Raw genomic sequence first — 20,315 nt, forward strand, 5'->3', positions numbered from 1 at the left:
TTACAGGATGTCCGAGGCCTGGTTGAGCAACCAGATGGTGATCACCAGCAGAACCGCGCCGACGCCCGCCATTGCGCCTAAATCTTTCCACTGCTTACGCCCGCCCTGAATTTCAGAGTAGGTGGCGATGCAGTTGTTGGCAACCACCAGAAAACCCACGGCGCAGATGCCCAGCGTCATCAGGATCACGATGTCATAACCGTAGTTCTGCAACGTCTCCATGATGCCGTCGCCCTGGCCGCGTGAAGGATCTTCCATCTCCGGCAGGTCGGCATATGCTGGCAGGGTCGGGAACCATAGCAGCCATCTGAAGATGCGTTTTTTCATTTTTCCTCCTGAAATCCGCTAACTCAGTACCAGCCAGAAGCTGACCAGCAGCAGTAAGATGGTGCGCCCGCCGATGCTGCCCAGTGCCCGCCAGCTCACCCGCGCTGTCGCCACACCCCGGTAGGCATCATTCAGCACCCAGACCACCCACAGCAGCAGAAAGGCGCTGAACAGGCCGAGCATCACCAGGCTGACGGCATCGGGCTTCACTAGGCTGGCGGCTTGGAAGGCGCTGATTTGTTCAGGACTCATGGCGCGGTTTTCTCCTCACGGTATTGCCCGGTCAGCGTCGCTGTAACTCGCGGCTGGGCGCGAGTGGGTGTGAGGTAATGTTCAATCCCGCTGCGCAGAGTGGTTATATCGCCGTGGATACGCGGATAGTCGAAGTAGTAGCGCTCGTTGATGCCGGTTCTGGCGCTTTGCTGGGCGCGATGGAGTGAGGCTTCGATTTGGGTAAGCTGGTTAAGGGACAGAGTTAGCTCTTCGCGTTCGGTAAGGGGAGCTGCGAGTGCAGGAAATGAAAATGCTAAAAACATGATATAAAATGGAAGAGGATAAGTTTTCATGACGACATCCTGAAATCGTTTTATCTCAGGATGCGGTATGATTTTTGGGATGTATAGGTTTAATCATTCATTGTGGTTGAATGATTTCTACTGACTGTCAAGTTCGATCCGCAGAATATTTCTGACTCTTAGATAATTTATTTTGCTTTCGGTTGAAATTATTTTCAAAGCATCTATGACTTTTGCTGTTAATTCATCGTAGACTGGCTCATTGCTTCTTGAATTTCTGAATTTTAATAGCCCATGGCGAACGTCATCTACAGCCCCATTTCCTCGAGTTCTCATCCATTCAGCAAAATCTTGAGTTGAAAATGTATTTAAATAATTAATATCCTCAGGGTTCCACCCATTGCTCTCCGATAGTCTTATTGCAATATTTGTAATGCTACGCTTACCATTTTTGAAATTTTCAATATTTCTTTTCAATCTTTCTTTAATATCATTGCAATAAAGATCACTAAGATCGTACTCAATATCACGTTCTGAAAAGTTAATCTGTTGTTCAATATTTGCGAAATATTCCTCAACATAGTTATCGCAAGAAATGTCAAAGTCTCTTAAAATTCTGACTATGTCATCAAAGCGGTTTATCGATATGCTGAGTAACTCATTGTTCAGGAGGTCTTCTAAGCCATTAATGAATAATTCATCGTTATTATCGAAAGATTGGTGATAAATACGCCATACATTGCTTATTTTTTGATTTAATCTTCTGGCTGCGGAGTCAGAGTTTTTTGTATTTACAATTTTATGTAATTCATGACTGTCATTAATATAGCCATTATTAAGAAAGAAGTCTATTTCGGTATCGAAAGATGATGAATATAAGGCGAATTTTTCTTGTAATCCCTGAAAGGCTTTATCTATTTCACTCTCTTGGTAATCTTCATCAGGATAAATTGCAAATAGTGCACCTTTTTCAAGTCTTAACCTTAGTTCGTTATATGGTAAATTAGATAATGGGGTATAATATCCCCAGCATAATATACAAGCACGAAGAATAAATTCCTCCCTTACATCACTATCCGCATGTTTAAGGAGAGTTTCATACGATAAGAGAACTTGCTTCAGTTTTTTGAAAAACCTAATGTTATTTATTTGCAGTTTTTCTATAATGCCCAAGATATAATCATAATTCTGCGTATTGGTAAAAAACACATGGTCAAAATTTTCTTTTATTGTAGGCGAAAATTTTAGTTCGATGTCAACTATCTTTTCTCGGTAAATATTAAAGATCTCTTTATCATCTTCATTGTGTAATGTTTCTTCATTGAATATAAGAACTACCTTACATTTTTTTCTTTGTGCAAGCTCATCAATAAATCCCATTACTTCTTTTATAGATAATCCACTGCCACGTCTTTCTAAATCATCAAAACATACTAGGTAATTATTGATTAGTGAATATTCAAGGTTGGAAATTAAATTTGTAGCCCTAAATAATAAAGGCGTGTTATCAGCATACTTCACAATAGGTTTGAGGAATGGTATTTTGTGAACTATTTTTTCTTTAGGGTTTAACCACGGAATGCATTCATAAATACCGCTAATCTCTTCAGTTTGCAGCTGAAAAGAAGATTCGATTTTATCTTTTTTAATTGGCTTTGCTAAATGAAAAATTTCTCTTTTAATATCGGATAATGAATTCTTACCAAATAGTGATACGTATGAGTAAACAATTTGCTTTAAATTACTTTTATTCTCATTGTAGTATTTGTTCCAGAAAAAAGTTTTTCCTACTCCCCAATCTCCCTTTATAACTAGCACGCTATTATCTGATTGCATAAATGCATCTAAAGCTTTTGCTACTTCAGACATTTAATCACCTATAGTATAATGAGTATTGTATTACATAATACTCTCTGACATTTCTGGTTGGCTACTTATTCAACGTGATTTATACATGTTTTTTAAATGCTCCTACCGCTATTGAAATTGCTAGCCCCATCCCTACAACACCCGGCATCAACACATACTCCGGCTCAAGAAAAACCGGCACCGCCAGCCACACCAGTCCCGTTGCCGCCAGACTGGAACCGATCATACGCCTTGCATGGTGATAAACAAACCTGGACTTATGGCCTGCGCCAAAGCGCTTCAGATCCTGACAAACCAGATCGCCTACGAGGTCAATAGCAATCCTGGTTTTAAGTGCTGGGAGACAATGTTGCTGGTTTATAAAAAATTCTATAGTTTCACTATTGGTGTAACTATACTAAATTTAATAAACTAACTTAGCCATTCTGTCATGACCTTTTCCAGTTTCTCCAGGGACTGCGCGCGCTTTCCCTCCGACATCCGGCCAATATTGCGCAGCTTCCATTGAACGGCTGGCAAGTTCTGAATGTGGGGTTCTGGTGCTAAATTCCAGTCAGGCTCCCCGCGTTTAAATGACATCAGGAAGTCGAAATCCTGTTGAGTGAAATGTGCTTTCAACGCGCTGAGCATTCTTTCCGGGACCTCTCTCAGCGCTTCCAGTGATACCTCCTCAAAAGTCATACCGCTGAATTCATTTTGAAAGGGTTCGGTAATATCCTTCCAGCGTGGACTAAGCACTTCGGACAATGGACGATTATGGCTGAGTAAGTAAGCGATAAAACCATTGAATATCGCGCGATCAATTCCTTGTGTATCAAGGAGCATTTTGACGTCGTAGAAATCTCTGGGATGCTGGCGATCTAACGCTGCGCATAGCTTGCCACCGTATAAATCGGGCAGTGAGACCACTGGGATCGCTGCAAAGCCAAATTCCTCCTCCACGGCTTCGACGACGTCGCGTTCTTGCGGAGGATATAGTGTTCCCCGGGCAACTGGCGAGACTTCAATTTTAATTTGTGCGTCGTCAGTGGTGACAATGATGCGCATCTCGTCGGGATTATGGGTTTGCAGCACTGCATGGATCCCGGCTTGCGCTTCCAGTTCAGCGGCGATGCGGGTGAGCGCTTCCCGCACGTTGGGCAACGCAACCTCTCTGCTTTCCAGCGGGATGTAGGCCAGATCGATATCAACGGACAATCGGGGAAAATCACGGATGAATAAGTTGATCGCCGTTCCGCCTTTCAGCGCAAAACAGGGCTCGTTAGCGACATAGGGTAATGCTCGCACCAGCAGGGCGACCTGGCGGTAGTAGGGTGAGGTTCTATCCATGGCTTATTCCCTTCTTAGTAAAATTTTCGGGCACAGTTATCTGGTATTGCGTGTTCAGCTTGCCATTAACAACGACTTGTCGGTTGCCCGATCCCAGGTAGATTTTGCTGGTATCCACGCGTTTGAGCCATGCATGTTCATAGAAACTGGCGAAAAACAGATACAGGCGCTTGGTTTGTACGGACTGGCTGAGCGTAAGCAGCTTCTCCACTTTACGAGGGTTGAGATTGACCAGTCCCTGAAAAAGCTCGGCAGCGTGCTCAAATGAGATTTCCTGAGGTACTGCGCTTAATAGCTCGTAGGCTGCCAGTTCTGGCGTACTGGCGGTTATTCTTTTCCCTTTAACCTCAAGCTCAGTTCGGTATTTTTCATCCAATTCAGGGAGCTTCAGAGCCGATACCACCAACCACTCAACGCCGGGAAATTCTTTAAACCATTTGGGCAATATCGCTTTGTTTTCAACGCTAAGCCAGCATTGATTCTGCTTAAGTTGTAGGTAATGGGAACGGCCCTGCCAGGAGAGACTGCTCAGTCCGGCCAGATGCACCGGCGCTTCAAGCTGGCTTTGCAGACACCATAGCGCATCACTCCAGTCTGGTTCTCGTCCTGCGCGCGCATAAACGCCAGCCCGCAGTTTTATTAACCAGCCATTTTGTGCGTATTTAAAGGCCAGAGAAGGCGATATGTTGTTCCGGGTTAGCCAGGATTGCAAAACCAGGCTTCCCGGAGCGGTGTTTTGCAACAGCCAGTTTATTTTTGATGCCATAGATTCACTCAGGGTGTAACTATAATAAAAAAAGTAAACTATTTAGTGAGTGAAAAGTCAATGTTCGGCGTCTGTCGCAGCATAAATGTTGCCAGCGAGAGTTGTATCAGTTGGGCTGGCAATGATGGCCTCAGACGTATTTTTTGAAAGATCCGCCCGTCATGGATACTGCCAGCCCAATCCCTGTTGCCGCTGGTATAAACACATACTCTGGTACAAGAAAAAATGGCAACGCCAGCCACACCAGTCCCGTTGCTATCAAGCTGGATGAAATCATACGCCTGGCGTGGTGATAAACAAACCCGGACTCATGACCTGCGCCAAATCGCCGTAAGTCGCGTCTTACCAGCCCGTCAATAAGACCAATGGTAATGGTGAGCACAAACAGCGGCAACGCTTGCAACAGAATCGACAGCCGCAGCAGAAAAGTGAGGGTGACATTGCCCGCAGACAGTAACGCGCAGTGGATTACCGTAGTGACGGCTTCCGTCCAGAACAACCCGCTTTGACCACTGAAAGAAGCAATCAGTGCTGCGATCCCTTGTTGCAGCTTACCTCTGACAATCGCCAGATCTTCTACTAACCACACCGGTGCGCCAGCGGAAACTCGCCACCACTGCCATGTCGCCTGCAATACCTGTTCACTGTGGCTGGCGCAGGTATTCCGCCAGAAAAACGCCTCGCCCAGCCACTCCAGTCCTATCGCCAGCATCCATGCGCCGAGGCAAAAGCCAGCCAGCACGCCGGGAAGTAATGCAATCCAGCCGAGTATTCCGGGGCGGTGTGCAGGTACTGGTGGCGCATGTTCGGGCATCAGTGCAGCGGAAGCGTGATATAGCGACAGAGAAATCGTGCCTCGTGTGCCTCATCCAGTCGCACCTGAAAAATATCGTGTTCATCCTGCGGTGATGTAGCTTCGCGCCATGCCTGAAAGCCCTGCAAATTCATGCGAGCGATAATCTGGTCGGGCGTCTCTCCCTGCGTCAACGCATCTACCGCCTGTTGCAGGGGAAGAGGCAGCGTTTGCGCGGGCCATATCACTTCAACGCTTATGAGATGGCGATGTGTCCGGGGTGTCATCGGTCAGTTTCTCCGTGGTTTCGCTGTCGTTCAGCCATAAAATAGGGTCGTTTTTCGCCGTTACAACGGTCTCCGGGCGGTTCCACCATACGGGAGCGCTGTCGTATTGTTTTTCCATATAACGGGCGATTTGCGCGATGTTTTCCGGCATCAGAGGATCGTGCGCTGTGTCCGGTAACGGGATACGTAATTTCCAGAGCTGGCCGCCTTCCAGCAGAGCGAACGCCTGCCCCTTGGGGAGTTGCACCAGTGAAGCGGGTTCCAGTAGCGGCACCTGTACGCTGCTCACCCGATCCTGGGTGTTGCTGGAAAACCCGATGTTGCCCTGAGCGTCGGCGCTGTCGGTGACGCCGGAACTGACGCTGTTGCTGAGCACGTCTACCTGCGGCAGTTGTCTGGTCAGCAGTTCGGCGGTGGCGGTCTCCCGCACCCGCATCATGATCAGGCTGTTGAAGTTGCCGACTACCTGCCCTGCTTTGGCTCGGTCGCCGATGCGGGCTTCGATATCGGAGAGCGTCTGGGTGTAGGCCGTGACCTGTACACCCGCACCGCCGCCTTTGTTAATCAGCGGAATAAATTCATCACCCATCAGTTCGCTGAACTCATCGCAGTGCAGGTTGATGGCCGCTTTCTCTTCCGCCTGCGGAAGACCATCCATCACGCCGTGTTTGTAGATATGCCCGGCGACGCTGACCAGATCGGCAAACATCGAGTTACCCACGGCGGCGGCGATTTCTGCATCGGATAGCGCATCCAGCCCAACATAGACAATCGCCCGCTGGCGAATCGCCTGCTGCCAGTCGAACACCGGGCGCGGGTCGTTAAGGTCGCCGTAATCCGGGGCCAGCAGTTGGGCGATTTTCCCGGTGGTCAGTTTTTCCAGTAGCGGCAGCAGCGAGGCGACGATCTTGTCGAAATAGGTTTTGTCGTAGCGCACGGCGGAACGCAGGCCATCGAGAATTGGGTCATGCAGGCGGGTGGTGGAAAGGTACTGCTCCAGCGCGACGACGTAGCTGTCCCGTCCCTGAAGGTTACGCGGAGTATTTTTCTCGGTGATGCCACCGGCAATCCGTACCACGTTGTCCCATGCCTGACGGTCGTGACCGGGCAGGAAGACGCGGGCGTAGTCGATAAACAGTTCGTCGATATTGATAACGTGACGAGCGATGCGGGCGTAATCCGGGCGCTGGCCCAGCGCCACCAGGGCGCGGGTGATGATGTTGACGAAGCGCCACGCAAACTCGCGGAAGGCGGCGGAGTTGCCTTCGGTGGAGAGCTGCCCGGCGATGCGGCTGGCAACCTCCGAGATGCGGCCAAAGCGTCCGACGGCGTTATAGCGGGCAGAAATCTCCGGCCAGCCGAGATGGAACAGCCAGAAGACACTTTCCCGCCCGGCTCGGTGCGCTTCTGCCCATACGCGCCGCAGCAGGTCGGCGTCACCCTTGGGGTCGAAAATAATCACCGTTTCACCACGGCGGATATCCTGGGCAATCAGCAGCTCCGCCAGCCGGGTTTTACCGACGCGGGTGGTGCCGAGGACCAGCGTATGCCCCGGTCGATCTCGCAGCGGTAACGTGACGTGGCCTTCGCGTAGCTCCACGCCGTGCAGCAACGGATCGCCGCCGCTGTCGGAAGGGCGGTCTGTCCGCAGCCAGTGCTCACATTGTGGCAGACGACACAGATACAGCCGCTGGGTGTGCGTGGGTAGCCAGCGAAAGCCGCGCCCGAGAAACAGCGAGTCGGGTAACTGCGGGATACGGCTGGCAGAGAGCGTCCAGAGCGGCAGATGACGCACGCGGCGGCGAAAGCGCAGGATGCGCACTCCCTGTTTTAGCCGCAATACAGACAGTGCCAGCAATGCCAGCGCCAGCAGCCAGCCGAAATAAGGCGTCAGCAGCAGCGCTTGCGGAGCCATCACGCACCATACTGCCGCCAGCAGGGCCGCGCTGGCGCTGTAAAGCTCCACCGCCGGGCGCAGGATAAAATCGAGCCTCACTGTTCCAGCCCCTTGTCGGTGATCAGTACCGGATACGCACTGATGGGCAGGTGTTTTGCCATATCGTCGGCGCTGACGGGCAGCAGCGTTAATGCTGGAGCGATGGTCCGCAGGGCATTCAACCGCGCCAGCGTGGTGACGTTCACGACCAGCCCGGTGGCGTGCAGTGTTTTCAATGTATCCCGGTGCTGGCGCAGCCATTCTGTGGACTGTGGATCGTCGCCGATTAAAAACAGCGGCGTCATCCCCGGCAGGCTGAACGCCAAACGCGGTTGCTGACCGGGATGCAGAGTGTGGGTGACGACCGGCAGTAACCGGGCCTCATCCAGCGCCTGCATGGGTACGGCAGGCCCGGCAATAGCGGCGGTAGCGGCCAGTAGTATGGCTGAAATAAGAAGTTTCATGGCGACGTCCCTGATGCAGAGATCAGCCGTATTTGCTGGTCGATTTTCTGGCGGTAGACGGCGGCAGGCTTGCCTCCGGCGGGATGGTGGTAGCGGGCGGCGGCGTCCAGCCAGCTTCCGGGAGATGCGTTGTAGTGCTGGCGCAGCAGCAGGGCGGTGACGGTGAGATTGTCCGCCGGATCAAAACTGGCGCACAGCGACGGGAACCACTGCCCGTTCCAGCCGAGATTAATCTGTCCCAGTCCGGCATCAATGCGTTTCAGGCTGCGGGTACGGGCGAAGTCCAGCAACGCCCGGCAGGCTGAAGAACGGCTGGGGTAACGGTAACCAGTTCCGGCAATATTCAGCGTCCACGGCCACGGATGCAGCCCCTGCGCCAGTTGGGTGCCGCTTTCAGCGCGCGCCACCGCGTAGAGCAGTTCCGCCGGAACCTGTTGCTGGCGGGCGATTTGCGCATACAGCGGCGGCACGGCGCAGGCGTGAGCGCTGACGAGTATGACTATCAGGGGACAGAAACGGGACGCCATTGCTCCCCCTGTTGTTCCAGTAATAACGGCAGTTTTCCGCCGCCGAGGCGTTGCCAGCGCCCGTTATCGTGATTAAGCGTTATCTGCCCGCGCTCGACCTTGCGCATATCAATATGCTGGCGCTGCGCCCAGCGTTGCAGGCTGGCATCGTCGTTACGGCTGTTGACCAGCCAGATGTCCAGCGGTCGGTCGTCGTTGATAAGCTTCTGCGCCAGCGTCTCGCAGGCCGGACATTTCTCACTGACGAACAGCGCAAGACGTGGCTGGACAACACTGCGGATGGGCGTCAGCGTCGGGTAAATCCGCTTCCATGCCTGGTCGTAGGCACGCTGGAATGCCAGTTCTTTCTCCACCCGCTGATGCTCTTTACGGGCCAGCAGCTCAGCGAAGCGCTGGCGTTCGGTATCGCTGTTAGCTTCCACGCCGAGGGTGGTAAGGGGATCGAGCCCCGGCGACCAGATGCCGCGCTCGCCCTGACGCAGTTGCTGGTAGAGCTGCCATTCGCTGTCTGTCAGCCCCCACTGCTGCGCCTGCGTGTGGGTGATGGCCTGTTCTTCAATACGGGTTTGCTGCGGGCTGGCAAACAGCGGCAGTAGCAGAAGGCACAGCAACAGGTATCTGCGCATTGCGGTTTATCCTCCGGCGTTCAGCGTCAACCGCTGCCCGCCTTTACGGAAAGTGGCGTGACTGCCGTCCAGTTGCAGCAGTTGCCAGCCCTGCACGCTGTCGCCGGGGGCCACAAGCTGAAGCTGTGAGAGCGAGTGATAGCCGGATGGCGCGATGACGGCGAACTGCCGCCCGGCGCGGAACTCGCTGCTGATAAGAGAAAAAGGGGCCTTTGCGGCCCAAAGCGGAGATGGGACGGGGCGTTTTGCCTTTGCGCGGCTGCGCGTGGCGGTCTGTTGTTGCAGGTGTTGATAACTGGCGCTGAGGGTCTGGATTTGTCCCTTCAGTTCTTTGAGCAGTTCGTTGATGGGGTTTAGTCGTTCGGCCTGATCGCGGGTGGCATCGTCAAGCTGTCTGGCAAGGGCTTCTGTGCGGTCGGTGATGTCTTTTACGGCAACCTCCAGCTCGCGATAATTGCTGTCTGGCTGTGGCTGGTCGCGCCACTGTGTTATCTGGCGTTGTGTCTGTTGCTGCGTCAGCGCCAGGGTGTTCAGGCGGTTGAAACACCAGAACACCGCCGCTGCCAGCAGCAGGAGAGCAGCGCCGGTAGTCAGGTAGGCCAGACGTTTAAGCATGATGGTCTCCCGTTCCCGGCGTGTTCAGGTGAAAACAGACTTCGCGGTTCAGTACATCGGTCTGCATCAGCCAACCCGGCCCGGCCAGCGTTTTTAGCGCCTCTTCCAGCTGCATCGGGCCGAGCCGGTATTGCGAGAGCGGCAGCGGTTTTCCAGCCAGAAACTGCGTGGGATGGTCATCGGCGCACAGGCTGTAACCGCTCTGTTTCAGCAGCCAGGCGAAGGCGTCGCCCACGGTGAGCTTCAGGTTCAGCGGCAGGTTGATGTTGACGATTTGGTGCAGCGGGTTGCGCTGGGCTTCGTCAGGGCGGGTGTTGATCAGCAGGTAACGGTCATAGCGCACCACTTCAGGTGCGGGCGGTGGTGTCGGTGGTTTTGGCGCAGGCACAGCGGGCTGTTGCGGCGCGGTGCAGCCGCCCAGCATCAGCAGTGTGATAACCCATCCCGTTGTTCGCGCCATTGTCTCTCTGAATCTGGTGAGGAATGGCCTGAGGGTGCGCAATGGTGAGAAGGCAAACAACGGGAAATTGTTTTTCGGTGATGAAAAAAAGACGCCCGGAGTGGGCGTCACGATAAAGATTCAGGCTGCATCAGCTTCCGCCTCTGCTTCCTGATTCCCTGCCTGCCAGACGACTTCTCCGTCGATTTTGACAAGGCCAATATAGAGCAGCCGGGCTTTCAGGCTGACGCCCGTTTCGCCTTTACGCTCGCCTTTGCTGTAGGTGAACATATCGACGTATAAGTCGCCCAACCGGAAGTGGATCAGCACCTTGCGCTTTTCATTGACCGCCTGCTCGCAGCGGGCAATCAGCTTACGTGCTTCGCTGCCGGTGACTTTGCAGTCAAAGCGGACATAGTCCACGTCATCGGCAGCCCCGCTTAATGCGGCAATGTCACAGCATAAAAAAGGCTCGCCGCGTTTTGGGGTGACAGTGCGAACACGGTTTACGTAACCCAGACCGCTGGTGTACAGATTGAAGTAAGTTTTCTCGCTCATAGGATCCTCCCGCGTGGCTGAACGCGGCGCTTGGTGATATGCAGAGTGCATCGGGTGAAAGGGATGCGCCTGTGTGATGCTGCGCAATTAAAAGGATTTGGAACCACGCCTTACGGCGGGTAGCGTGCAGGCTCCGGCTACCAGGTAAGCAAGGGGATTTAAACGAGCGGGAAGGGAAATTGCGAGGCGATATTCTGTTTGCTGCACCTTAAATATCGTGTTCCGCACGGAGGCTGTTAAGGTGCAGCGGGCTGAAGGGGTCACTGCCCGCGTAGGGTTACGCGCGATTTCTGTCAGCAGTGTAAATCGCAAAAACTGGCGCTTGCGCACAAACGGATCCCGTTGTTATCCGGTGGGCACCGGAAAAATGCAGGCGGTCCGGGCGGATAGCGAGACGGCTGTCGCCTGGCTATCCGCCCGGAATGAGGCTGAACAGGAGCGTAAAGGTTGTTTTGCGCGACGGGAGTGTCACGAGCGCGAACCAGCAAAACATGCCGCGCTGTTGGGAGTGCATTGAGAGTAATCGCGTAGCCGCTTAGTGTCGTGCTGCAATTCATGTCCTGCGTCAGCTATTTTGCCGCCCCTGATACAGCATTTCTGCCTGGTTCATCTTTTCCTGACATTCCCGCGCCTGGCGGATGATGAAGGTCAGCACCGACATCTGCATATTGAACACGATGCGATCTCGCTCGATTTCCAGTAAGGCATCTCTGGCGCGTTGCGGGATTTTGGGATCGCCAATCAGGTTGCAGAATGCCGGGGTGCCGGATTTGTTGTTTTGCTGGTTACGCCAGCGCAAAAAGTTCGCGCCGGAAGGGGCAGGGCCGATGGTGAATATCAGCGGAAGCTGGCGAACGGGGTAGCATCTGGCGCTCTGGATCAGGCGTTGCATCAATGGCTTCATCATCTCGCGCACGCTTCGGGCGTTGTTCTCCAGCAGCTCCAGCTCCCCCTTACTCTTAAAAGGCTTTAAAAGGCCTTTTAGCGAGGAGACGTAAGCCAGCATTTTATAGTCTTCATCAGCCAGCGACTGATAGCCGGTTATGGGGTTATTCATCATCGGTGACTCCGGGGTTTTCGGCCTTGCCAGACAATGGTGATGAAAACGATGAGCGCAGCTTGCCGCTCAGTATCGCTTCCGGTAGCGGGCCTAAACGTTCAATGGCGGCTCTGGCCTGCGGTGTGTCGTCGATAAAATCCTGACGGGTCAGACCGGAACCGTGATATTTCTGCGCCAGACCGAAGGCGCTGCGAATAACCGTTGCGCCATTATTTAACCGGTTGTGCATTTCCCTGCGGGAGATGACGGCGATATGCGAGGCCAGCAGGAGCTGGCGGGCGAGCTGGTCGAAGTCGGTCAGCAGATAAACACCCTGATAGGCCAGTGGGGCGTTGATAAACAGCGGAAAGCGGGCAGGCTGGACATTGAAGCAGGTTTCAATATCGATGCCTTCTGGCAATTCGCTGAACATGGCTTTCGCCTGATCCAGCATCACTTGCATCAGCTTACGCGATTGCACCAGTTTCTCTTCCATACGCAGCATCCACAGATCGGCGTAAGGATCGTTATGTTCTGCGGCAATGCGCATCTGGTTGAGGATTTCGATAAAGCGCGGCATTCCGATGATTGGCGCAGGGCCGTTCTCGGTCGCCCGTCGCCCGGTCCACAGCCGGGTGGCGTTATGGGTGTGAAGCTGAATATGGATCGCACTACGCAGGGGACCCATGTTGAAGGTGTAGTCCGACATATGTGTTTCCTGTTGCGGATGGGTGTCAGCGCAGAGTGATGGCGTGAGGGGTTGTGAGCAATGGGAAAACAAAAACGCAGGTGGGAAGATTGTTTGGCAGAAATTTTGATGCCACTGGCATCACCCTTTAGCCTATTGATTGATATTGATAGGCAGTAGTGTGATTAAAGTACCATCAAAGTGCTTATGTTCGGAGTTACGTCTGCATATTTTAAAATAATCAATTGCATAACCATTCTGGATTAGAAATCTTTCATATGGATCTGGCTGGGATCCCAAAAAATGCATGGAACTTAAACGGGTCTATTTACAGACCAACCTACAGGGAATTGATCACTACACTAGGCTAGTCATTGCAGGACTTTCAGTTGTGTGGAGGGCACAGGGAAGAGGGCTGCCAGTAACGTCCGTTTTCGACGAACTTGATGATGCCATACTGTTATGATCGTCCTGAAACAAAAGCACCCCCTTACTCTTCATAGGAAGGAGGGACAAAATAATTTGGCCTGATTTGGGGAACGAAGAAGATAAAAATGGAAGTGGGCAACAAAATGACCAAATCGGAGATAAATCTGTCACAAGTTCAATGACTGGATGTGACGCACATCTTCAGGCGATAGCACTGAGTCCTCTAGATATTCAGGATGGTTGCATAAAGCAAAAATCAGCTTATTCAGAATTTGTTTTGGGATCTCATGCTCATCAATAATTTTGGCCGTATCCAGCATGATTCGGCCATATTTCATTTCCAACGACACAAAACGGTTCCACTCTGGACCGTTAGCACATAGAAGGTCAAAAAGAATCTCACCAGTCTCATTACTGCCCAGCAGCGCAGATAGTCTTGTCTCAATTTCGCTAACTGAAGACAAAGGATTCTCATAGCTGGTCGCCATGACTACAGCTTTCAGAGATCCTGAGACGTTAACACTAGTGATTTCAAACACTATATAAATCCTTAATTATTACCCATGCTTTTGTGGCTATACCCATCAGACGGCCCATATCGGAGATCACTCGGCTCGTATCGACCGCAGTTTCCATGTGGAAAAGGCTATGACGTTCCTTATTGTAGAAATTATAGGCAACAGTGATGCAGTTAGCTTGGTCTGCCCTGAGAGTAGACGCAAATTGTGGTTTTAGACTGTACCTACCGGAAAATCTATCTTTATCAAAATAAGGTCCGAAGCCATCTTGCTGAACCAACATTCCGAAATTGTTCATTCGTTGTTTTAAGACCCCTTCGATAGAACGCAGCTCAGGGTAAAGTAACATGCAGTAATCGGGCAAATCAGGGGCGGCAAGTTTAACACATAGTCCTGAAACGAGCAATTTTTCAACAACTCTACTTAGGATGGGATAGGCATTGCCCATGACACATTCAAGATGGGCACGAGCAACTTCCTGTTGGACTATATTCGCGTTGCCATCATCCTGACGAATCAGGACCTTTTCTAGCCCTTGTAAATCAAGAAGATCTGCCAGATTGAAAGTAAAAACTCTGTAACACGAAAGAGGGCGGCCCTGAATATGAAGTTTACCTGTTGTTGGGTGTAGCGTTACAGTTAACTCATCTTGGAATGAGATAGAGTTAATTTTCCACACGATGGAATGTGCGTTACGAGAGTATTCACTGAATTGGATATGTGTTTCTTCCGCTGACAACTCAAGTACAGATAGAACATCAGCCTCGACAAAACCCTGCAACACCATGTTTACTTGCTCAAATTCAGCTGGATTGATGGTGTCATAAAGGTGATCCGCCAATTCTTTACCTAAATCACGATTCGCCCCTGTCAGATACTGAACTGTGGTCGTTCCGCCTTGGTTATATAAAATGTCGACGGTTGCTAGGTTATGTCCCGGTTTAGCAAATACTACCCTGAGACCGTTTCTTCCCCCAGGTATATCCCCGATTGTATGGACGGAATAGTTATTGTTTTCAATGAATTGCCTAGACTCCGTTTCGATAATTTCCCGGTCCAAATTTAAATTTCTATAATTCCTGTTATCCATTAGCCAGATCACCTAGATAGTTTTGGCAAACTCTACAATATTGAATCCCTATAGTCTAATGAGGGGCAGGCCAGAAGTTTTTACGCCATTGTGAAGTATTGGTTTGCCAATGTTACCAACTCAGCCCCTGCCTCTCAGCGTTGCTTGACTGCTGGCATTCTTAAGCTATACGGGAGTGTCGCAGTATCCAGCAGGAGGTTGGCTGTCGATGACGACATCGTAGCGTCGTATGCCAGCGACGATTAATGTACCGCTTGGCTACCTTCGCTTATCCCACTGTTTTGTATAACGGCATTTCGTGAAATCGCGGTGTTGCGGGTCTCATAAGCATAATTCCAGCCGGTGTCCAGTTCGCCGCCAGCTCCAACGACCGTATTTGTGTCGATGCCATATCGATTAACGACCAAGCCGCCAGTGGTATTAACCATCTGGCCGCCTTGGTCTAGGTCTTCGACGCCATTGTTTCCAGCGTTAACGTAAACCTGTCCGCCACTATCCACATAGGTGTTTTCAGCATAACCGTTCACCTGTAGATCACCACCGGCGGTTATCTGTGTGTCATAAGCGCTGCCGCCCGGTTCCAGAAACAGCTCACCATGATCGGTAACGGTGATGTGATTGGTTTGCCCGCCATCGCCAACGTAGCTATAGGCGTAGGGGCCAGTGATGGTGGAATCAGTCAGCGTGCCATAAACATGTTGGTTACCCTTTGAGCCATCAACAACATCGCCAGAAACGGTATTCCCGGCGTTAATCTGGGGATGGTAATCCGCTCTGGCAGATAACGAGATAAACGGCAGCGTCAGTGTTATCAGGTAAGGGACGAGTTTCATTGGGATCTCCTGGCAGCGTTTGTGCTGGAGCCTGGGGAAATCCAGGAAGGGCGAACAGGTTGTTTTGTATATGGGCCGGGGAAGTTTTAGCGGAATGCGGTGGGGCATTGATGCCAGTGGCATCACTCTATTGCCTATTGATTAGTGACGGATTGATAGGTGTTTATGTGATGCCAGTGGCATCACCATTTTACCTATTGATTGGTGGCAGATTGATAGACGCTTATGTGATGCCACTGGCATCAAAGCGTATTTTTGCCACTGTTAGCCTAAGCACCTGGCGTTAGAAATATTTCACATCTTTTCTTCAAGTTTTTCGCGCGAAAAACTTGAATTGAGGATTGGGTTACTATGCTGGCTTTATCATTTCCCGTTTCAGAATGCTGCTGATGAGAACTCATCAGATAAAGAGACCTCTTTTTACAGCTTATAGGGTGTTTTATTAATTTCACAGCTTATAGGCTGTATTTTGCATTTACAGCTTATAGGGTGTACTGTTTAAAAACAGCTTATAGACTGTATCAGCGCTTCTAACAATGGTAAATGCCTTATGAATACTGTTTATCCGTTGAAAACTTTGAATCAAATACGCCCATTGCTGATTGGCTTTCGCAAGGCTAATGGACTGACACAAAAGGAAGTTTCTGAAAGGTTAGGAGTAACTCAGCAAACCTATGCCCGACTGGAAGCGAATCCGGCCAGTGCCAGTATGGAGCGACTATTCAGGGTATTTACCGTGCTGGGTGTTGAAATGGTACTCACTTCTGGACCACAGATACTTTCCTCGATGTCATCTTCAACAATGGAAGAATCAGAACAGCAAAAAGATTCACCTGCCAGACGGGAAAAATGGTGACGATATGCGTCGAACACAGCAGCGTTTAGCAATATGGATGAATGGACTCCGGGTCGGATTCTGGGAGAAGGCCAGAGGCGAGGATTCATTACAATATCTTCCAGAATGGGTAGTTGATGAACAGGGAAGACCTTTATCGCTTTCTTTGCCTTTCACTCCCGGTAATCAGCTTTGGCGCGGTAACGTTGTTCGTGACTATTTTGATAATTTATTGCCTGACAGCGAAGGTATACGCAGGCGTTTAGCCGTGCGTTATCAGGCTGAAAGCCTTGAGCCTTTTGACCTATTGGCTGAGCTGGGAAGAGACTGCGTTGGTGCAATACAGTTACTAAATGTTGATGAAGAGCCCACGGATTTATTTTCCGTAAATTATCGCCCACTTTCTGAAGCTGATATCGCGACTACATTGCGTAATACTACGGCAGCATCGTTGCCTGGTCGGCAGGACGAAACTGACGATTTGCGTTTATCAATTGCCGGTGCGCAGGAAAAAACGGCTTTATTGTGGCATGAAGAACAATGGTGTTTACCAGAAGGTAATACTCCAACAACGCATATCTTCAAGCTACCGCTTGGGTTGGTTGGGAACATGCAAGCGGATATGAGTACATCGGTTGAAAATGAATGGCTGTGTTCTTTGCTTCTTGAGCACTACGGGATCCCTGTAGCAAAAACGCAGATTGCGCAGTTTGAAGATCAAAAGGCATTAGTGGTTGAGCGTTTCGACAGAAGATGGTCAGGCGATCGGCAATGGATCATTCGTTTGCCCCAAGAGGATATGTGTCAGGCTTTAGGTGTTTCTCCGTTACGAAAATACCAGTCTGATGGTGGGCCGGGTATTTCCGATATTATGGACATATTGAGTCATTCAGATCAGGCTGAGCAGGACAAAGAGCAGTTCTTCAGGGCGCAAATTATTTTCTGGTTGTTGGCTGCTACTGACGGCCATGCCAAAAATTTCAGTATCGCTATTGAGCCACAAAGTCATTACCACCTTACGCCTCTTTACGATGTTTTATCAGCATGGCCGGTAATTGGTCATGGTAATAATCAGATTTCCTGGCAGAGATGCAAACTGGCAATGGCTGTTCGCGGTAGCAGTAATTATTACCACATTTATAGAATTCAACGGCGGCATTGGATCAATCATGGTGAATTAACCGGATTGGGAAGGCGACAAGTTGAGTCCATGATGGATGACATTATATCCAACACGCCAGAAGTCATTGAGCGTGTATCTACGTTGCTTCCAGAGTCGTTTCCACCTGAGCTTGCTGAGTGTATTTTTGAAGGTATGCGGCAGCAGTGTAGGCGTTTGGCTGGAAGGGAATAACGCATAAGAGGAATTTCAGGAGCATTTAAATTGAAGGTAAGCGTACAGCGTGAACCGTCTGGTCATAATCCGAAGCATCCGACAAAGTGGTGTCCACCAAATAAGTAGTGGGAACCAAAGTGTCAGATATGCAGAAAAATGTGACTCCCGGCAGGCGAAAAGGCTGCCCTAATTATTCTCCTGAGTTTAAGCAACAACTCGTTGCTGCCTCCTGCGAACCAGGAACATCCATCTCAAAACTGGCGCTTGAAAATGGCATTAACGCCAATCTGCTGTTCAAATGGCGCCAACAATGGCGCGAGGGAAAGCTGCTATTACCTTCTTCAGAGAACCCGCAGCTACTTCCTGTGACTCTCGATGCCGCTGACGTACAGCCAGAGCCGCCCACTGAGAGCCCGGAAGCCCTCAGTATCAGCTGTGAGATAACGTTCCGGCACGGGACGCTCCGCCTCAACGGCACTGTCAGCGAAAAGTTCCTGGCTCTGCTGATACAGGAGCTGAAGCGATGATCCCGTTACCAACAGGTACCAAAATCTGGCTGGTTGCCGGTACCACTGATATGAGAAATGGCTTCAACGGTCTTGCCGCAAAAGTACAGACGGCGCTGAAAGACGATCCGATGTCCGGCCACGTCTTCATCTTCCGGGGTCGCAGCGGCAACCAGGTCAAACTGCTGTGGTCCACCGGCGACGGGCTGTGCCTGCTGACCAAACGGCTGGAGCGTGGTCGCTTCGCCTGGCCCTCTGCCCGTGATGGCAAAGTGTTCCTGACCCCGGCCCAGCTGGCGATGCTGATGGAAGGCATCGACTGGCGACAACCTAAACGGTTGCTGACATCTCTGACCATGTTGTAGGCCTCTTTATCCTGGTTGTTGCTGAATAAGCCTGGTAAAATACGGGCTTATGAACGACACCTCTTCTGACGAAATCCTTCTGCTGAAACAGCGGCTTGCCGAACAGGAAGCGCTGAACCGCGCCCTGCTGGAAAAGCTGGCCGACCGTGAGCGCGAAATAGACCACCTGCAGGCGCAGCTGGATAAACTCCGCCGGATGAACTTCGGCAGCCGTTCCGAAAAAGTATCCCGTCGTATCGCACAGATGGAAGCTGACCTGAAGGTGCTTCAGAAAGAAAGCGATACGCTGACCGGTCGTGTGGATGACCCGGAAGTGCAGCGCTCGCTGCGTCAGACCCGCACCCGCAGACCGTTCCCCGAATCACTCCCGCGTGATGAAAAGCGTATGCTTCCGGCAGAATCCTGTTGCCCGGAGTGCGGTGGTTCGCTGAGTTACCTGGGTGAAGATGCCGCCGAACAGCTGGAGCTGATGCGCAGCGCCTTCCGGGTTATCCGGACAGTACGTGAAAAACATGCCTGTACTCAGTGCGATGCGATCGTGCAGGCAGCGGCGCCTTCACGGCCCATTGAGCGGGGTATCGCCGGCCCGGGGTTGCTGGCCCGCGTGCTGACCTCAAAGTATGCAGAGCACACACCACTGTACCGCCAGTCTGAAATATACGGCCGCCAGGGCGTGGAACTGAGTCGCTCACTGCTGTCGGGCTGGGTGGATGCATGCTGCCGGCTACTGTCGCCGCTGGAAGAGGCGCTTCAGGACTATGTCCTGATGGGTGGCAAACTCCACGCCGATGACACGCCCGTCCCGGTACTGTTACCAGGTAATAAAAAGACGAAGACCGGGCGGTTGTGGACGTACGTTCGCGACGACCGCAACGCCGGGTCAGCGCTGGCGCCGGCCGTGTGGTTCGCTTACAGCCCGGACAGAAAAGGCATCCATCCGCAGAGCCATCTTGCGGGCTTCAGCGGTGTTCTGCAGGCGGATGCGTACGCCGGGTTCAACGAGCTGTACCGCAATGGACAGATAACTGAAGCAGCCTGCTGGGCTCACGCCCGCCGCAAGATCCATGATGTGCACGTTCGTACTCCATCAGTGCTGACGGAGGAAGCCCTGAAACGGATAGGCGAACTGTATGCTATCGAGGCTGAAATACGGGGAATGCCGGCAGAGCAGCGTCTTGGTGAGCGTCAGCAGAAAGCTAAACCGCGACTGAAATCCCTGGAAAGCTGGCTGCGTGAAAAGATGAAAACGCTGTCGCGACACTCAGAGCTGGCGAAGGCGTTCGCGTACGCACTGAACCAGTGGCCAGCACTGACGTACTATGCAGACGATGGCTGGGCTGAAGCCGATAACAATATCGCTGAAAATGCGCTGCGGACGGTCAGCCTGGGCCGCAAAAACTTCTTGTTCTTCGGCTCTGACCACGGTGGTGAGCGCGGAGCACTGCTGTACAGCCTGATCGGGACGTGCAAACTGAACGGCGTGGAGCCAGAGAGGTATCTCTGTCATGTGCTCAACGTCATAGCTGACTGGCCGGTCAATCAGGTCAGCGAACTGTTACCCTGGCGAATAACCCTGCCAACTGAATAACCCGTTCCCGTCAATACGGTTCTCGCTGTACGCTTAC

General features: G+C 51.6%; 25 protein-coding genes and 1 pseudogene. 5 read left to right on the top strand and 21 right to left on the bottom strand.

Features of this window, described 5'->3' with window-relative positions; translation table 11 throughout:
* From OGV85_RS04775 to OGV85_RS04875, 21 genes and pseudogenes are all read right to left on the bottom strand, one after another.
* On the bottom strand, positions 1–327 hold the full coding sequence (locus OGV85_RS04775) for a TIGR03745 family integrating conjugative element membrane protein (protein WP_044059507.1): 327 nt from the start codon (positions 325–327) through the stop codon (positions 1–3).
* 18 nt (positions 328–345) lie between these two features.
* The gene (locus tag OGV85_RS04780) at positions 346–579 is read right to left on the bottom strand and encodes a TIGR03758 family integrating conjugative element protein (protein ID WP_049059556.1); all 234 of its coding nucleotides are present in this window, start codon (positions 577–579) and stop codon (positions 346–348) included.
* Complete coding sequence (locus tag OGV85_RS04785) at positions 576–893, bottom strand: integrative conjugative element protein, RAQPRD family (protein WP_061548143.1); 318 nt, start codon at positions 891–893, stop codon at positions 576–578. Before OGV85_RS04785 ends, OGV85_RS04780 begins: the two co-directional genes overlap by 4 nt.
* 87 nt (positions 894–980) lie before the next feature.
* Positions 981–2,711, bottom strand: a complete 1,731-nt coding sequence (locus OGV85_RS04790) for a P-loop NTPase fold protein (protein ID WP_181522659.1) — start codon at positions 2,709–2,711, stop codon at positions 981–983.
* Between the two features lie 79 nt (positions 2,712–2,790).
* Positions 2,791–3,054 (bottom strand): annotated as a pseudogene (locus OGV85_RS04795) (IncC plasmid conjugative DNA transfer DtrJ family protein); the annotation flags it as partial.
* A gap of 68 nt (positions 3,055–3,122) precedes the next feature.
* Complete coding sequence (locus OGV85_RS04800) at positions 3,123–4,040, bottom strand: nucleotidyl transferase AbiEii/AbiGii toxin family protein (protein ID WP_061548146.1); 918 nt, start codon at positions 4,038–4,040, stop codon at positions 3,123–3,125.
* Positions 4,033–4,806, bottom strand: coding sequence for a type IV toxin-antitoxin system AbiEi family antitoxin (locus tag OGV85_RS04805; RefSeq protein WP_061548147.1), 774 nt, complete (start codon positions 4,804–4,806; stop codon positions 4,033–4,035). Before OGV85_RS04805 ends, OGV85_RS04800 begins: the two co-directional genes overlap by 8 nt.
* Positions 4,807–4,936: 130 nt before the next feature.
* Positions 4,937–5,620 (bottom strand): TIGR03747 family integrating conjugative element membrane protein, encoded by a 684-nt coding sequence (locus tag OGV85_RS04810; protein WP_061548148.1) that lies wholly within the window; start codon positions 5,618–5,620, stop codon positions 4,937–4,939.
* Complete coding sequence (locus OGV85_RS04815; RefSeq protein ID WP_061548149.1) at positions 5,620–5,886, bottom strand: hypothetical protein; 267 nt, start codon at positions 5,884–5,886, stop codon at positions 5,620–5,622. Before OGV85_RS04815 ends, OGV85_RS04810 begins: the two co-directional genes overlap by 1 nt.
* Entirely contained in the window at positions 5,849–7,882 is a 2,034-nt protein-coding gene (gene traD / locus OGV85_RS04820; protein WP_061548150.1) for a type IV conjugative transfer system coupling protein TraD, read from the bottom strand. The genes OGV85_RS04815 and traD overlap by 38 nt, the downstream gene beginning before the upstream one ends.
* Positions 7,879–8,286 carry an integrating conjugative element protein gene (locus tag OGV85_RS04825; RefSeq protein WP_061548151.1) on the bottom strand — a complete coding sequence of 136 codons (408 nt, stop codon included), beginning with the start codon at positions 8,284–8,286 and terminating at the stop codon, positions 7,879–7,881. Before OGV85_RS04825 ends, traD begins: the two co-directional genes overlap by 4 nt.
* A complete protein-coding gene (locus tag OGV85_RS04830; RefSeq protein ID WP_061548152.1) occupies positions 8,283–8,813 on the bottom strand; it encodes a lysozyme family protein in 531 nt (176 codons plus the stop codon). The genes OGV85_RS04825 and OGV85_RS04830 overlap by 4 nt, the downstream gene beginning before the upstream one ends.
* Positions 8,789–9,439: a TIGR03759 family integrating conjugative element protein gene (locus OGV85_RS04835; protein ID WP_061548153.1), complete on the bottom strand. Its 651-nt coding sequence runs from the start codon at positions 9,437–9,439 to the stop codon at positions 8,789–8,791. The genes OGV85_RS04830 and OGV85_RS04835 overlap by 25 nt, the downstream gene beginning before the upstream one ends.
* A 6-nt stretch (positions 9,440–9,445) precedes the next feature.
* Entirely contained in the window at positions 9,446–10,054 is a 609-nt protein-coding gene (locus OGV85_RS04840) for a hypothetical protein (protein WP_061548154.1), read from the bottom strand.
* Positions 10,047–10,514, bottom strand: coding sequence for a PFGI-1 class ICE element type IV pilus protein PilL2 (pilL2, locus tag OGV85_RS04845; protein WP_061548155.1), 468 nt, complete (start codon positions 10,512–10,514; stop codon positions 10,047–10,049). The genes OGV85_RS04840 and pilL2 overlap by 8 nt, the downstream gene beginning before the upstream one ends.
* Positions 10,515–10,634: 120 nt before the next feature.
* Positions 10,635–11,051: an STY4534 family ICE replication protein gene (locus OGV85_RS04850; protein WP_001291902.1), complete on the bottom strand. Its 417-nt coding sequence runs from the start codon at positions 11,049–11,051 to the stop codon at positions 10,635–10,637.
* Positions 11,052–11,616: 565 nt separating this feature from the next.
* Entirely contained in the window at positions 11,617–12,111 is a 495-nt protein-coding gene (locus OGV85_RS04855; RefSeq protein ID WP_181522658.1) for a DUF3158 family protein, read from the bottom strand.
* Complete coding sequence (locus tag OGV85_RS04860) at positions 12,101–12,799, bottom strand: PFL_4669 family integrating conjugative element protein (RefSeq protein WP_181522657.1); 699 nt, start codon at positions 12,797–12,799, stop codon at positions 12,101–12,103. The genes OGV85_RS04855 and OGV85_RS04860 overlap by 11 nt, the downstream gene beginning before the upstream one ends.
* A gap of 575 nt (positions 12,800–13,374) precedes the next feature.
* Positions 13,375–13,746, bottom strand: a complete 372-nt coding sequence (locus OGV85_RS04865; RefSeq protein WP_181522656.1) for a type II toxin-antitoxin system RnlB family antitoxin — start codon at positions 13,744–13,746, stop codon at positions 13,375–13,377.
* Positions 13,739–14,815, bottom strand: a complete 1,077-nt coding sequence (locus tag OGV85_RS04870) for a type II toxin-antitoxin system RnlA family toxin (RefSeq protein WP_181522655.1) — start codon at positions 14,813–14,815, stop codon at positions 13,739–13,741. Before OGV85_RS04870 ends, OGV85_RS04865 begins: the two co-directional genes overlap by 8 nt.
* A 242-nt stretch (positions 14,816–15,057) precedes the next feature.
* Positions 15,058–15,648, bottom strand: a complete 591-nt coding sequence (locus OGV85_RS04875) for an autotransporter adhesin family protein (protein WP_247752384.1) — start codon at positions 15,646–15,648, stop codon at positions 15,058–15,060.
* A gap of 550 nt (positions 15,649–16,198) precedes the next feature.
* Here OGV85_RS04875 and OGV85_RS04880 point away from each other — a divergent pair.
* From OGV85_RS04880 to tnpC, 5 genes are all read left to right on the top strand, one after another.
* Entirely contained in the window at positions 16,199–16,504 is a 306-nt protein-coding gene (locus OGV85_RS04880; protein ID WP_072291329.1) for a helix-turn-helix domain-containing protein, read from the top strand.
* 4 nt (positions 16,505–16,508) lie between these two features.
* On the top strand, positions 16,509–17,837 hold the full coding sequence (locus OGV85_RS04885; RefSeq protein WP_061548423.1) for a type II toxin-antitoxin system HipA family toxin: 1,329 nt from the start codon (positions 16,509–16,511) through the stop codon (positions 17,835–17,837).
* Positions 17,838–17,965: 128 nt separating this feature from the next.
* Positions 17,966–18,346, top strand: coding sequence for an IS66-like element accessory protein TnpA (gene tnpA, locus OGV85_RS04890; protein ID WP_032939119.1), 381 nt, complete (start codon positions 17,966–17,968; stop codon positions 18,344–18,346).
* Entirely contained in the window at positions 18,343–18,690 is a 348-nt protein-coding gene (tnpB, locus tag OGV85_RS04895; RefSeq protein WP_003843771.1) for an IS66 family insertion sequence element accessory protein TnpB, read from the top strand. The genes tnpA and tnpB overlap by 4 nt, the downstream gene beginning before the upstream one ends.
* A 49-nt stretch (positions 18,691–18,739) precedes the next feature.
* Complete coding sequence (tnpC, locus tag OGV85_RS04900) at positions 18,740–20,278, top strand: IS66 family transposase (RefSeq protein ID WP_003843773.1); 1,539 nt, start codon at positions 18,740–18,742, stop codon at positions 20,276–20,278.
* The last annotated feature ends 37 nt before the right edge of the window (positions 20,279–20,315 follow it).

The sequence above is a fragment of the Citrobacter sp. Cf132 genome (assembly GCF_030333885.1).
GTDB lineage: Bacteria > Pseudomonadota > Gammaproteobacteria > Enterobacterales > Enterobacteriaceae > Citrobacter > Citrobacter freundii.

What these genes read in the sequence shown, in the direction of transcription:
- OGV85_RS04780 (WP_049059556.1), bottom strand. Translation starts at nt 579, where the DNA reads ATGAGTCCTGAACAAATCAGCGCCTTCCAAGCCGCCAGCCTAGTGAAG.
- OGV85_RS04840 (WP_061548154.1), bottom strand. Translation starts at nt 10,054, where the DNA reads ATGCTTAAACGTCTGGCCTACCTGACTACCGGCGCTGCTCTCCTGCTG.
- OGV85_RS04775 (WP_044059507.1), bottom strand. Translation starts at nt 327, where the DNA reads ATGAAAAAACGCATCTTCAGATGGCTGCTATGGTTCCCGACCCTGCCA.
- OGV85_RS04810 (WP_061548148.1), bottom strand. Translation starts at nt 5,620, where the DNA reads ATGCCCGAACATGCGCCACCAGTACCTGCACACCGCCCCGGAATACTC.
- OGV85_RS04815 (WP_061548149.1), bottom strand. Translation starts at nt 5,886, where the DNA reads ATGACACCCCGGACACATCGCCATCTCATAAGCGTTGAAGTGATATGG.
- pilL2 (WP_061548155.1), bottom strand. Translation starts at nt 10,514, where the DNA reads ATGGCGCGAACAACGGGATGGGTTATCACACTGCTGATGCTGGGCGGC.
- tnpA (WP_032939119.1), top strand. Translation starts at nt 17,966, where the DNA reads ATGCAGAAAAATGTGACTCCCGGCAGGCGAAAAGGCTGCCCTAATTAT.
- OGV85_RS04885 (WP_061548423.1), top strand. Translation starts at nt 16,509, where the DNA reads ATGCGTCGAACACAGCAGCGTTTAGCAATATGGATGAATGGACTCCGG.
- tnpB (WP_003843771.1), top strand. Translation starts at nt 18,343, where the DNA reads ATGATCCCGTTACCAACAGGTACCAAAATCTGGCTGGTTGCCGGTACC.
- OGV85_RS04835 (WP_061548153.1), bottom strand. Translation starts at nt 9,439, where the DNA reads ATGCGCAGATACCTGTTGCTGTGCCTTCTGCTACTGCCGCTGTTTGCC.
- OGV85_RS04800 (WP_061548146.1), bottom strand. Translation starts at nt 4,040, where the DNA reads ATGGATAGAACCTCACCCTACTACCGCCAGGTCGCCCTGCTGGTGCGA.
- OGV85_RS04850 (WP_001291902.1), bottom strand. Translation starts at nt 11,051, where the DNA reads ATGAGCGAGAAAACTTACTTCAATCTGTACACCAGCGGTCTGGGTTAC.
- OGV85_RS04825 (WP_061548151.1), bottom strand. Translation starts at nt 8,286, where the DNA reads ATGAAACTTCTTATTTCAGCCATACTACTGGCCGCTACCGCCGCTATT.
- OGV85_RS04830 (WP_061548152.1), bottom strand. Translation starts at nt 8,813, where the DNA reads ATGGCGTCCCGTTTCTGTCCCCTGATAGTCATACTCGTCAGCGCTCAC.
- OGV85_RS04870 (WP_181522655.1), bottom strand. Translation starts at nt 14,815, where the DNA reads ATGGATAACAGGAATTATAGAAATTTAAATTTGGACCGGGAAATTATC.
- OGV85_RS04875 (WP_247752384.1), bottom strand. Translation starts at nt 15,648, where the DNA reads ATGAAACTCGTCCCTTACCTGATAACACTGACGCTGCCGTTTATCTCG.
- OGV85_RS04880 (WP_072291329.1), top strand. Translation starts at nt 16,199, where the DNA reads ATGAATACTGTTTATCCGTTGAAAACTTTGAATCAAATACGCCCATTG.
- OGV85_RS04785 (WP_061548143.1), bottom strand. Translation starts at nt 893, where the DNA reads ATGAAAACTTATCCTCTTCCATTTTATATCATGTTTTTAGCATTTTCA.
- OGV85_RS04790 (WP_181522659.1), bottom strand. Translation starts at nt 2,711, where the DNA reads ATGTCTGAAGTAGCAAAAGCTTTAGATGCATTTATGCAATCAGATAAT.
- OGV85_RS04805 (WP_061548147.1), bottom strand. Translation starts at nt 4,806, where the DNA reads ATGGCATCAAAAATAAACTGGCTGTTGCAAAACACCGCTCCGGGAAGC.
- tnpC (WP_003843773.1), top strand. Translation starts at nt 18,740, where the DNA reads ATGAACGACACCTCTTCTGACGAAATCCTTCTGCTGAAACAGCGGCTT.
- OGV85_RS04855 (WP_181522658.1), bottom strand. Translation starts at nt 12,111, where the DNA reads ATGATGAATAACCCCATAACCGGCTATCAGTCGCTGGCTGATGAAGAC.
- OGV85_RS04860 (WP_181522657.1), bottom strand. Translation starts at nt 12,799, where the DNA reads ATGTCGGACTACACCTTCAACATGGGTCCCCTGCGTAGTGCGATCCAT.